This window comes from Sulfitobacter sp. SH24 (genome assembly GCF_965641895.1).
Lineage (GTDB): Bacteria > Pseudomonadota > Alphaproteobacteria > Rhodobacterales > Rhodobacteraceae > Sulfitobacter > Sulfitobacter dubius.
Map to the genome: position 1 here is coordinate 2,429,938 of NZ_OZ282575.1, position 13,821 is coordinate 2,443,758.

Consider the following 13,821-nt stretch of genomic DNA (forward strand, 5'->3'; position numbering starts at 1 on the left):
TTAGCCTTGCCCGCGCCCACGCCCCGCGCGCATCATCCGGCGCTTGGACATGGTTTCAGACCGTGCAGGCGCATCAACATCCGAGGGTGCGGCAGTAGGTGCTGACACCTTACCGCTCAGCCCGTCAATATGCGCGGCCAGCCCCGAAAGGGTCGGAAAGCGGAAGATATCGGTGATCGACAAAGCGCTGGTGTTCAAGGCGGCTTTGATGTCGCGATGTGCCTGCACCGCCAAAAGAGAATGTCCCCCCAAGGCAAAGAAATTATCGGCCCCGCGAATGTCAGCAACCCCCAAAAGCGCGCCCCAGACCTGCGCGATGGCGGCTTGGCTGCCTTCGACTGGGCTGGCTTCTGGCGTCTCACGTGCGGGCGCGGCGGTTCGCTTCACGGGCGCCGGCAGGGCCTTACGGTCGATTTTCTTGTTGGGTGTCAGAGGCATGGCAGGCAGCGTGACAATGGCCTGCGGCACCATGATATCTGGCAAATTCGCTGCAAGCTGGCGCTGCGCGCTGTCACTCTCAACAGTGGTATCCGCGACGACATAGCCAACAAGCTGCGCACCACCCTGCCCTGCGTCGTCGCGCAGCACGGCCACGGCTTGGCGCACGCCCGGCAATTCCGCCAGCCGCGCCTCAACCTCTCCCAATTCGATACGATGCCCGCGTATTTTGACCTGCGCATCGGCACGCCCTTCAAAATGCAGCACGCCCTCGGCGTCCATCCGCACCAGATCGCCCGTATTATAGATCCGGCCCGAAACGGCAAAAGGGTCCGCGATGAACCTCTCAGCGGTCATTTCGGCCCGCTGCCAGTAGCCCTGCGTCACCCCATCACCACCGATCCAAAGTGCGCCCGCAGCCCCAATGGGCAGCGGTTGCAGCGCATCATCCAGTACATGGACCTGCGTATTGGCAATCGGCGTGCCGATGGGCGCAGTGGTTGCTTGCGCGTCTTGTAGCACATGGGTGGTCGACCAGATCGTCGTCTCTGTCGGCCCATACATGTTTTGGATCTGTGCCTGCGTCGCCTCACGCAGTGCGCGAGACAGCGTGCCGGGCAACGCCTCCCCCCCGATCATCAAGGATGTCACCCGCGCCAGCGCACCGCGCGCTTCATCGTTCATCACCATCATCTGCGCCATTGATGGCGTGCATTGCAGATGGGTCACCCCGTGGCGGATGATCTGCGCGGCGATGGAGTGGTCATCCGCCGCCGGTTGCCCGCCCAGATTGGCGCGGCGCAGCACCTCGGCCAAAGGCTTGAGCCCCGCCATTACCTTGTCCGTCGGAATGCCGTAGTCGATCAGGCAGGCGATCTCATCCACGCCGATCCGCTTGAGTTGCTCGGCCCGCGCCAAACCGTCGGCCACGGTGCCAAACATGCCGCTGTCGTTGAAATAGCGTTGAAAGGCGAACTCAAGGATCGCATCCATTTCCTCAGGCGAAAGCCCCTCAAGGTCGATCTCGAAGGGGTTCGTCGTGCCAGCCGGTTTCTTGAAGGCCGGGAAGGCCCAAGCGTATTGTTTGATGAGCCCCGCCGCCGAGCGCAGGTAGTCTTTCATCGGTTCGCGCGCCACCTCTTCGGCCTCGGCGCGCGTATCCGCCAGATAGCTGTGCAGCATCACCGTGACCTTATGGTCCGCCGGGTCATGGCCCGCGCCGCGCAGAGCGTCGTGGTAGATTTTGAGCTTATCCGCCACCTCTTCCACGGATTGGCCAAGCAGGTGGGTCAACACATTGGCCCCAATCTCCCCCGCCTCTTTCCACGTCTGCGGGTTGCCCGCCGTGGTCACCCAGATGGGCAGCACTGTGGACACGGGCCGCGGTTGCGTTACCACTGCATGAGGTGTGCCATCGGCACGCGGGAACTCTACTGGTTCCCCGGCCCAGAGCTTGCGCAGCTGGTCTATGGCATCATACATCGCGGGCTTGTTCTGCGGCGGTGTGTTTTCCGGGCGGAGCACGAAATCATCAGGCTGCCAGCCGCTGGCGATGGCCAAGCCGACACGCCCATTGGTCAGATTGTCGATCACCGCCCATTCCTCGGCGATCCGCGCGGGGTGATGGAGTGGGGCCACGCAAGACCCGGCCCGCACATCGAGGTTTTGCGTCACCGCTGCCACGGCAGCGCCGGTGACGGAGGGGTTCGGGTAAGGGCCACCAAAGGCATGAAAGTGCCGCTCGGGCGTCCAGACGGCGTTGAAGCCATTGGCATCCGCGAATTTGGCCCCTTCGAGCAGCAGTTCGTATTTCTTGGGGCCAACGCCATCGTCATTGCCCCAATAAAACAGGTTGAAGTCGATCTTGCGGTCGCTGGTGGCAATCGGACCATTCGACATCAGCGCCCGGCTGTCATCGCCCGCCAGCACCAGCTTGAAGCCCCGCGCGAGGGTCCAGAACAGCTCTAGCACCGAGATATCAAAACTGAGGCTGGTCACCGCGAGCCAGACCGCACCCGCCTCATGGTCGATGCGGTCGTCCATTCCGGCAAAGAAATTCGCCACATTGCCGTGGCTAACCATCACGCCCTTTGGTGTACCGGTCGAGCCGGAGGTATAAATCAAATAGGCGAGGTCATCAGCCCCGGCATCGGCGGTCAGGTTCTCGTCGGATGCATTGGCAAGGCGTGGGTCGCGGTCGATCTCTAGTACCTGCGCGCTATGCGTTGGCAGGCTTGCCGTCAGGCTCGATTGCGTTACAACCACCGACGCCCCACTGTCGGAAAGATAATGCGCCAGACGGTCGGCCGGATAAGCCGGGTCGAGTGGCACATAGGCCGCCCCAGCTTTCAAAATCCCGAGTGCACCCACCAAAAGGTCTACGCCCCGCGCGGTGCAGAGCGCCACAGGAATGCCCGGCCCCACCCCCATATCGCGCAGCACATGTGCTAGTTGATTGGCGCGCGCGTTAAGTGTGGCATAGCTTAGCGTTTCGCCTTCGAACACCAGCGCTGGTGCATCTGGCGCCCGAGCCACTTGTGCCTCAAACGCCGCATGAAGGGTGAGGGGATCATAGCTGCGTTCGGTCGCGTTCACGCGGTTTAGCAATTGCTCCTCGGCCCCGGACAGCGCCCAGACTGTGCCACAATCGGGCGCATCCGCAACCTTGGCAAAGGCCGCCTCCAAACGCGCGGCAAGCAAATTGATCGCATCCTCGGAGAGCCGCGTGCCATCGGCGAGCAACATGGCTCCCTCGGGCGTCAGGCAAAGGGTCAACACCGCGCCGGTGAGGGGGGCAGTCCCGAATGAAATCGCAAAATCCGGTGTCTCAAGCGGGCCAATCGCCGGATCACGCAGCGGCAGGTCTCGGGCAAAACCCGCAGAATTGGTGGCGTGGGAGAGTTGCGGTGTCAGTAGCTCCAGCACATCGGCAATCGTCGTCCCCGCCTCTGCCGTAACGGTTATCGGCAACCAATCGGCCAGTAGCGGCGCGGGCTCTGCTTGGCGGCACAGTGCAAGGCCCCCATCGCCCCGCCCGGCGCTACGCAAAGCCACCAGCGCAGCGGCGGTAACTTGCCGCGATTGTTCAAGATCTTGCGGCAACGGGATGTTTCGCTGAGTAAACCTTGCGGCCCCGACGGTTGCATCGGCCAACGGAACTGGCAGCGGATCAAAGCTCGCCAAAGCACGCCGCCACTGCGGTTCTTCAGCGGGCGTGGGGGATGCTCCTGCGCTGCTCGGCAACCGCTCACCCGGTTTGAAGACATCTGATAGAACAATGGGGTCACCGGAAATGTCGCGCAGCCCCTCTAAGGCCAATTGTGCGTCTGCTGCGGACACGACCAGCCGCGCGCCCTCCACCGAGATCACCTCACCGGGGGTGCCGCCTGTCGTCTCTAGCACCTCCACGCTTGATACAGTCAGCACATGCCCCGCGGCGCCCACGACCTTGGCCGTGGTAAGCGGGTTCCAATATTCGCCAAAGTTCAAACCACGCACCAGCGCAGAGATCGTCTTTGCGTCATTCGCAAAGTCGATGACGCCGCCGCCTGCGGGCCGCTTGTCACGGGCAAAATAGCTTCGCTGGCTCAAGTCTTGCGGGGTGGTCTGCAAGCTGCCGCTTTCCAATTGCGCCAAGACCTCGCCAAAGCTTTCCATTCCGGCAGCATAGCATTTGGAATTCAGGCTAAAGGCCGTCTCATCTGCGGCGATATCCGCCATGCGCTGCGCCAGCAAATCGCCTTTGTCCACGCCCGCCTCGATCAGGTGCCAACTGACCCCATGCTGCGCTTCGCCGTTCATGATCGCCCAAGCGGGGGTGTTCAGCCCGGCATAGCGTGGCAGCGGCCCATCGTGAAAGTTGATCGCGCCACGGGTCGGCAGCGCCAAAACTGCGTCAGAGATTAGGCGCAGGTTGGCGATGCTCAACAACCAATCGGCAGTGACCCCTGCCTGCAACAGATCATCGGCCGCGTGGTAAATCGTCAGCCCCTGCCGTTCGGCCCAATCACGCACCGTATCATCGCGGCTGATCACGGCGGCGATCTGGTGCCCCCCCGCCAAAATCATGTCACCGCAAGCGATGGTCAGGGATTCGTCCCCCATGAGCAGGGCAGAGAACGGATTAGTCTTGAAACTGGCGGTCATGAACGATCCTCCGTGGCGGGGCAGCTGGGCGGTTTTTTGGTCGTGGCGGCAGAGCGTCTGGCGGTAAGCGCATGGGCCGCAAGGTCACGGTAAAAGCCCGGCGCATCCTCGGGTCTGCGCCCTGTCAAAAGGCAACGCAAATGGTGCAGACCGCCGCCGAGAAGCCGCGCCAAAACGGCCAGCGCGGCATAGGCACGCCCGTGATTTTTTGTGAAATATCGGCGGCGGCTATCGAACCAGTATCGCGGCATGCGACGCCATTCCTTCATCCCTGTCGAGACGGACCCCACATGCACGCATCGCGCCTGCGGCACATACCAACAATCCCAACCCGCCCGCGCGGCACGCAGGCAAAGGTCGGTTTCCTCGTAATACAAGAAATACTCTTCATCAAAGAGGCCAATCTCGGTCAGCATGTCCCATCGCATCATGACACTGGCCCCGGCCACCCAATCCACCTGTGCGGGTCTTTCCGGCAAAGGCGGCGCAACCACTGACGACGACAGCAACCGCGTCAGCGGGCCGAACCGCGCAGCGCCCTCCAACTCTCCGGCGGCAGTCGGAAATCGAAAGGCCGTGGTATGGGGCAGATCATCTTCGCCGCGCACATGGCTTCCGGCCAATCCCGCGCGGGGGTGTTCTTGCAGATGAACCAATAGCCCCGCAATGCAGCCCGGGTCCAGAAAAGCATCAGAGTTCACCACATGCACGAAATCGGGCGGTGCCCCATCAGACATGCCAGCCCGGATAGCGACATTGTTGCCCGCGCCAAACCCGCCATTGTCGGGGGCCGAGATAAGGCGCACCCGGTCACCCACCCCCCAGCCACGTTCCGTGATCGCCTGTGCCAACAGCGCGGCAGAACCGTCACCGCTGTCATTGTCGACGATCACCAATTCCGCGTTTGTGGTGGGCATATCGGCCAGAGCAGCCTCTGCCGCGCGCAGGGTCATCTCTGCGGTGCGATAGTTGAGGATAACCACCAAAAGGCGCGGCATTTGCTGCATCATTCTGCCGCCGTTGCTTGAGGTTGGGCCTTGTCCGCGTGAGCGGACAGTGTTGCGGCCTTGTCTGGGTATTCGAAGAGCGCCGCTGCGATGACTTCGGCCAGTTCTTGCGCCAGCACGGTCACGTTGGGCGCAAGGACCATGCTGACATGATCACCCGGCACTTCGACAACCTGCAGGCGCGGCGCAAACTGACGCCAGTCGTTGTCCTCAAAGACATATTCCTTTTCGGCGGTGACATGATTGCCACCGGACACCGCCCAATGGCGATCCAACGGCGGCCGAAACAGGGTCAGCGGGCCGTCCCAAGTGGGGGTTTGATATTGCCCTACAGCGCGAAGGAACGCCGCCTGAATGCGCAGGCTGTTGAAAGAGACACCTGCCTCAGCCTCACCGCCCGCATCAGGCACCGCGCGACGGCGCTCGCGCTCCCATGCCCAACGGTTACGCGCCCATTCCAGCAGATAGGCTGGCCCCTTGCGCTTGAACTCGGCCAATTTGATATACGCCTTGTCGATCTTACTGAGCGATGGGCGCACGGGCAGCGGCGTGTCGAGCATCGCTAGGACGGCCACTTCTTGCCCTGCGGCTTTCAATTGCTGCGCCATTTCATAGGATGTGATCCCGCCGCCCGAATACCCCGCCAGCAGATAGGGGCCTTGGGGCTGTAGGGCGCGGATTTCGGCGATGTAATCGGCGGCAGCGGTCTGCACCTCTTCATGTGGGGCGTCGTCCCCGATCAACCCGCGGGCCTGTATGCCAAAGACTGGGCGTTCATTGCTGAAGGGCAAGGCAAGGTGACGCAGGTTCAGCACGTTGCCGAACATGCCCGCAACAACGAAAAGCGGCGTCGCATCGCTGCGCGATTGATTCAGCGGCACAAGGTAATTGAACCGCTGCTGAGGCGCGGCAGGCGTTGTGTCTGATGCGTCAGCGTCGGCCAAATCGCCCCGTTCTGCCGCGATCAACGCGGCGCATTTGGCGATCGTGGGTGCTTCGAACAGGACAGAGATCGGGAATTCGACCTTAAACTCCCGTTTCACCGCCGCAAAAAGCCGCACGGCGATCAGCGAATGCCCTCCGAGGTCAAAGAAACTATCGTCGACCCCGACTGGGCTGACGCCCAGAAGGTTCGACCAAATTTCCGCGAGTTTATCTTCGATCGCATTGCGCGGGGCGACAAAACTGCCATCCAGATCCGGGCGCTCGAAACTTTGCCCTTGGGGCGCAGCCTCCGTCACCGGGGCGTCGGCCTGTGCGATTAAGCTCTGCAATGGCAAGGATGAAACCATGACCTGCGGAACGTCCAGCGCCAATGCCCGGCGCAGGGCTTCTGGCCCCTCCAGCGCGCGGATGCCTTGGCGTACCATACGGGCCAACCGTTCTTCGGCGGGGCTGAGTGTCGGTGTACTGTCGCCCTCTTCAAACACCACTTCGCGCGCATCGGGGGCTGGCACCTCGGCAAAGGCGCCTTCGAGCCGTTTCATCGCGAAATTGCGCACGTCGACAAGGGGTGCGCCCTGCGCATCGGTGATCGTCACATCAAAGCGGGCAAAGCCCGACGCAGCCGCCCCTTCGACCAGCCGCACATGAGACCGGATATCGGCAGGCAGTGGGGCGTGCAGCGTGATCTCACCATAGGACAGCGGCACCCACAGGTGGCGCGCAGCATAGCCGGGGACGAGCGCCATGGCCCAACCGGTGGCGATGTCCATCAGGCCGGGATGCAGCAGATGCCCGTCGGTCAAATCGCCCTGCGCCGCCTTGGGCAGATGCAAGTCCGCCAGCCCCTCGCCCTGCCCAAGGGCGGTGCGTTGCAACACGTGCCAACGTGGGCCGAACTTTAGATGCGCCTCTTGGGCGGCGGGCAAACGATCACCGGGCTCAGCCCGCGCAACGTTGGGGCAACGGGCAGCGATAGCATCTAGGTCAAGTGTTTCAGCACCCGGCTCAGCAGGCACCAAACGCGCTTGCACATGCAACTGCCATGCGGCTTTGCCGTTCACCACACAGGCGCTGCGCAGTTCAGCAGCAAAGCCTGTGCCCTCGGGGTCCAGGGTGATCTTGATATCGCGCCGCGTCCCATCGGCCAGCGGCAAGGGCCGTAGAAAATAAAGGTCTTGCAGCGTGAAACTGGCCAATCCTTGGGCCTGTGCCGCTTCGGCCAAAAGTTCGATATAGCCTGTTCCGGGCATAATTGCGCGCCCGTCGCTGGTGCGGTGCTGGTCCAGCAGCCAATGCTCTGTCGCGATTTCGGTCATGAATTCAGGGGCGCCGCTATCGCCAGATCCGGCGGTTTCAAGCAACGCCGCATTGATCGCGCGTGCGGGCAGCGCTACGGTGCCGCCCCCTCCGAGTGTTTCAGCGGCCATGCCGACATCGGCCCAAACACCCCAATTCACTGCGACGACGCGTGTCTGCGCATCCCGGCGCGATTGCGCAAAGGCATTCAGCCATGCATTCGCCGCGACATAATCCAACTGCCCCGCCGCGCGGGTGGCCGTAGAGGTTGAAGAAAACAACACCATCAGATCAAGCGCGCCATCCGGCAAAAGTTGATCCAAGACTCGCAAACCCTGCAACTTGGGGGCCAGCACCGCATCGATACCCGCATCGGATTTTGCCAGAAGTGGCGCGTCGTCCAGCACGCCTGCGGCGTGGATCACCCCGGTGAGCCCACCGTGACGGGTGGTCAGATCGTCGATCACCCGACGCATCTGCGCAAGGTTCGCCACATCTGCGCGGGCGACCTCGATCGCACCGCCAGACTGCACGGCCTGTGCCTCAAGCCGCATCACCGCACGCAAACGGCGGGCCGTGGCATCGGCAGGGCCGTGGCTGGCCAGATAGCTCTCCCATTCATGGCGCATCGGTAGGGCGGCGCGGCTTAGCAGAATAACGCGGGCGCCTTTGGTGTGCAGAATATCCGCCGCAAGGGTCAGGCCGATGCCGCCAAAGCCCCCGGTGATGAGGTAGCTTCCTTGCGCCTTCCACCCCGGTAAATCGCTTTGTGGCAGCGCAGCGTCGCGGTAGCCCAACTCATAACGGCGGCCAGCGCGGTGAGCGACCTGAAGGTTGGCGGGGCTGGCGAGAAGCTCTTCCAAAAGGTCATCCGCGTCGATCACCGGCACAGCGGCCACTGGTTTTGCGAACCACCCCGCCTGCGCCGGAGCTTGCGCGACAGCCAAATCAATCTGCGAAGCCGTCAGCCCCGGCAGTTCACGCGCCATCACCCCAACAGGGCCGGAAATCAGCGCCTTTTCGGGATAAGCCAGAACCGCGTCACCAATCTGCGTGGCCCCAGTGGTGAAAACACTCAGATGCAGCGGCGCGTCACGTTCCCCGTCGGCCAGCGCTTGGGCAAGCCACGTCAGGCTCCAAAACCCTTGTTCGATATTGCGGTCGAACCTGCTGGAGCCGGGGCGCGGCTGCACCGTATCATCGGTTAGCCAGAAATGTGCGATCCGGTCTGGCATCTGCCCATCGGCCTTTAGGGCAGTCAGCAGTTGATCATAGCTCGGACGGCCCTGTTCAGCAGCCATGGTAAACTGATCGGCACTGACGCGGGCAAAGGCATCGCCCGCGGTGACCTGCACAACGCGGTGCCCTTCTGCGCGAAGCCGCGCGGCAGCCTCGGCCCCCAGCCCGGCCTTATCCGCAAAGATCAACCAGTTAAGCGGACCGGAAACACGCATGTCGCGTTCAGCATAGCGCGGCTGCCAATGGGGCACGGCACCCCATTTGGCGATGTCATCCTCGCGCTGCAGCTGCGGTGTGGGGGAACTTTGCACGGCCTTGCCCGGCTCGATGAAATAGCGCGCGCGCTGGAATTGATAGGTCGGCAGCAGCACACGGTTACGCCGCGCCTCCCCCCAAATCTGCGCCCAGTCGGCTTCGACACCGCAGGCCCATAGCCGCCCGATCACGCCAAGGAAATAGGCATCATCCGCCATCTCCTGTTCAGGGTGACGCAGCGACGACATCACCTGCCCCGGTGCCACATCCGCGTTCATCTGCGCCAAGGCCGACAGTGCCTTGCCCGGTCCGACCTCAAGGAAGACCTTTGGGGCATCACTGGTAAGGTAGCTGATGCAATCGGCAAAATTCACCGTGTGACGCAATTGTTCGACCCAATAGTCAGGGTCTGTGGCCTGCTCTGCCGTGATCAACTGCCCCGTCCGGTTTGATAGGAAAGGCATCTGAGGCACGCGCAGGTCCAGCTTGGCCAGAAAGGCGCGGTAGCGGTCAAGGATCGGGTCCAACATCCGCGAATGGGCGGCGATGTCGATGGCGATCCTCTGGTGCTCAAGTCCAGCCGCCGTCAGACGTTCCTGCAAGGCGGCAAGCGCACTGTCGGGGCCGGAAATTGCGATCAGTTCCGGGCCATTCACGCTGGCGATATCAAGGTCTTGGCCCAGATGCGGTGTGATCCGCTCAAGCGGGGCAGAGATGCTGATCATCCCGCCTGCTGGAACTTCGTCAAACAGCCGTCCACGCAGTAGAACAAGGTCGATACACTCTTCAAAACGCATCACCCCGGCCAAACAGGCGGCAACGTTTTCGCCCATGGAATGCCCCACCAGCGCAGCAGGTTTCACGCCCCAAGACATCCAAAGCTGCGCCAATGCATATTCCACGATCATGATCAGCGGCAGTTGCACCGAAGGCTTTTTCAGCTTGGCCTCAGCTGCGGCGCGGACTTCAGGCTCTGGCAACCAAATCGCGCGGATATCATAATCAAGCTGCGGCTCCAGATGCGCCAGCCCCCGGTCCATCCATTCGGCAAAGACCGGCTCGGTTTCATAAAGGTCGCGGGCCATGTCGGCATATTGCGCACCACCACCGGGGAACATGAAGGCGACCTCGGGATCGGAGCCAAGATGGTCATGGGTAAAAACGCGGCGGCTGTCGCCACTCTCCAACAGCGCTGCGGCCTCTTCATGGCTTTCGGCCACCAGCACGCGGCGTTTGTCAAAGGCGCGGCGTCCTTGTTTCAGGGTGAATGCTACATCGGCCAGCGGCTGTTCGGGATGCGCACGTAGATGCGCGGCCAGTGCGGCGCCATTGGCCTCAAGTGCGGCCTTATTGCGGCCCGATAGGCACAGCACATGGAAGGGGAAATCGCTTTCCTCGGACGCCCTGCGCACGGGCGCTTCTTCAAGGATCATATGCGCATTGGTCCCACCAACGCCAAGCGCGTTAACCGCCGCACGGCGCGGGGTTGCCTGTGCGGGCCAATCATAAAGCTGATCATTCACACGGAACGGCGAGCCATCAAAAGGGATCGCGGGGTTCGGCGCCTCATAGCCCAGCGAGGGCGGGATCTGGTGATGGTGCAGCGACAGCGCGGCCTTTGCCAGCCCCGCAACCCCGGCTGCGGTATCCAGATGGCCAATGTTGGTTTTGACCGATCCAATGCGGCAGAAATCCTCGGCCTGCGTCTCGGCCCGGTAGGCCTGGGTCAGGGCGGCGACTTCGATCGGGTCGCCTAGATAGGTGCCCGTGCCGTGGCATTCGACCATGCCGATGCTTTGGGCCGCGACACCTGCTGCATCCAACGCGCGGGCGATGGCAGCCGTCTGCCCATCAACCGAAGGCGCCAGATATCCTGCTTTGGCCGCCCCATCATTGTTGACCGCAGACCCCTTGATAACCGCCCAGATGTGATCACCATCGGCAATGGCATCCTCAAGCCGCCGCAGTGCCACGGCACCTGCACCAGAACCAAAGACGGTTCCCTGCGCGCGGTGATCAAAGGCGTGGCATTCCCCGTCGGGCGAGAGGATCTCGTTTTCCTTGAACTCATAGCCCCTGCCCTGCGGCAGCTCGATCGTCACCCCGCCCGCCAGCGCCATATCAATCTCACCCGCTCGCAATGCCTGCGCGGCATAATGGATCGCCACCAGCGACGTGGAACAGGCGGTTTGCAGGTTGATCGACGGGCCCTTGAGGTCAAGCACATGGCTCACACGGGTCGAAAGGAAATCCTTATCGTTCCCGGTATGGCGCAGCAGGAACATGCCCACATCATCCACCAGTTCAGGGTTCGAGCAGATGTTGAAATAGAAATAGCTGCCCATGCCACAGCCCGCATAGACCCCTACAGGGCCCGAGAGGGTCTCTGGCATATGGCCCGCCTGCTCCATCGCCTGCCATGCAATTTCAAGAAACTTGCGGTGCTGCGGATCAAGGATTGCGGCATCTTTTGGAGAGAAACCAAAGAACTCTGCATCGAACATGTCATAGCCCGGCATTTCGGCGGTGACGGGCACGTAATTTGGCCGTGCCATCCGCTCGGCGCTCTCTCCGGCCGCGCGCAATTGCGCCACGTCCAACCGCTTAAGCGCACTCACGCCGTCGCGCAGGTTCGCCCAATAGGCATCAACGCCATCGGCCCCCGGAACAGTGACCGCCATGCCGACAATCGCAATATCATCGCGAGAAAAAGTGCTGTCCGTGCTATTCATTGCTACATATGCCCCATCGCCGCTCGGTCACAGTGATGAGCCTTCTTAGGTTCAATTTAAGCTTCGGATGCAGCATACAACAGGCAAATCTGTCAAAATTGAGCCAAGAACGTGCCGCAACGTCATTTCCGCCTCACAACGCAGTGATTAACGCGCGGTTTAAAAGACCGTCCGCCTGCGCGCGGTCGCGGGGGGCGTGACCTCGCTTGCGATATTCAGACCTGTCCGCGCGCCTGCTAGGGCCTCGGCATGGCCAAGGATTGCCCCGGCAGTAAGCCAAGTCAGCGGGGTCAACGTCGCATTCAGCAACATGTCCATCATGGTAATACCCAAGATCAGAAGCAGCGGTGCGATCCAAGGGGATAGGGCCGCATCCCCACGACGATAGAGGTATAGGCCCATCAAGAAGATCGGCAAGGCCAACAGCCCCATTTCACACAGGTAACCAATCCATCCAAAGGATCCGAATACGATAATCCAGCGCCCATCGGGGATCGAGAGGATATCGCCGGTGGTTGCATCGCGGATCAAGTTACGCCCCCATCCGCCCCAGCCGAACCACGGCTTTTCGGCTGCCCGTTCAAGAAGCTGCTCTTCGTTCATAAAACGGTAGCTCAGCGAATTTGCCCGCTCCGCGCTGATCGCTTCAGCTTGGGCCACAAGTGCCTCAAGCGGGACCAGACCAGCGTTGCGCAGCATAGGATAGATCATCGCCACAGCCGCAAAGACAACCGCCAACCGTATTTGCCACCGCGTGGGCAACAGCAGCACCGTCGGTACCAGCAACAGCGCATAAGCCATAGATGCAAGGCTTTTGCACAGCAGCAGCACCACAGCCAAATAGACAGCCAGAAACATCATTTTCCATCGGCTGATAACCGGGCTTTGCCGCGCCAGCGCTACCGTTGAGACCAGTGCAATACACATGAACAATGCCAACCACAGCGCATGGGGCAAGAAGACGATGGGGCGGAACCCGCCGTTGCGCATCATCTGCTCGAATGAATGTTGAAAGAACCCGTAAATCCAAGTGTTAAGCTGCGGGGAGAAGCGAACTTCAAACAACGACGGCACAGAATAGATCAGCCCGCCGATCATAAAAGCCAACAAAAGCTCGCGCAGCCCTTTCTCATCGGCAAGGAACTGGCGTGCCAGCAAAAAGGGTACGAGCACCAGAACCTGGCCGATCAGAACAGAACCGATGTCGCGGATCGACAGCCCCGGCAAAGCATCCACCGGAAACACAACCGGATCAAACCCCAAGATCGATTGAAACAAAATGGGATCGCCGTTGTTTAGAACCGTCGGTATGCCCGAAAATAAAAATCCCACAACCAACAGCCCCGCCATGCGCGAGGCAGGCCAAAGTCGAAGCTTCTCTTGCGTGCCCAGCCAAATGATTAACAGCACGCTGAGGTTGGGGATCGACACTTTATCAAGCCCCGGCACCAGCGGCAGATTGAACTCTGTCAGCGGCGGCAGGAAAAGATAGCCGCCAAGGATCGACCAGATCAGCGCCCGTTGCAGCGGCAGGTTGCGAAACAGGCCCAAACAGACAATGGGCCAGATCAGCAGCATCATATAGGCGATGGGATTAGGCATGATGTCCTTGCATGGGCCGAACGTTGGGCGCCGTAAATTACCATCTGGCCTGCGCGCTGTCATCCCGCTAGTTTCATGGCGGGCAGTCTTTGGGGTGGGCGTGGTTGTAAAATGACACATGATAACAGAGGCATGAAAGACTATCTTCACACCACTAGAGT

At 61.4% G+C, this 13,821-nt stretch carries 4 protein-coding genes; all 4 read right to left on the reverse strand.

Annotation, left to right across the window (positions count from 1 at the left end):
• A complete protein-coding gene (locus ACSQ16_RS14530; protein ID WP_317406307.1) occupies window positions 1–4,584 on the reverse strand; it encodes a MupA/Atu3671 family FMN-dependent luciferase-like monooxygenase in 4,584 nt (1,527 codons plus the stop codon).
• On the reverse strand, window positions 4,581–5,594 hold the full coding sequence (locus ACSQ16_RS14535) for a glycosyltransferase family 2 protein (protein ID WP_317406308.1): 1,014 nt from the start codon (window positions 5,592–5,594) through the stop codon (window positions 4,581–4,583). Before ACSQ16_RS14535 ends, ACSQ16_RS14530 begins: the two co-directional genes overlap by 4 nt.
• Window positions 5,591–12,058 (reverse strand): type I polyketide synthase, encoded by a 6,468-nt coding sequence (locus tag ACSQ16_RS14540; RefSeq protein ID WP_243262613.1) that lies wholly within the window; start codon window positions 12,056–12,058, stop codon window positions 5,591–5,593. Before ACSQ16_RS14540 ends, ACSQ16_RS14535 begins: the two co-directional genes overlap by 4 nt.
• 159 nt (window positions 12,059–12,217) lie before the next feature.
• Window positions 12,218–13,660 (reverse strand): hypothetical protein, encoded by a 1,443-nt coding sequence (locus ACSQ16_RS14545; RefSeq protein WP_243262612.1) that lies wholly within the window; start codon window positions 13,658–13,660, stop codon window positions 12,218–12,220.
• Between the last annotated feature and the right edge of the window lie 161 nt (window positions 13,661–13,821).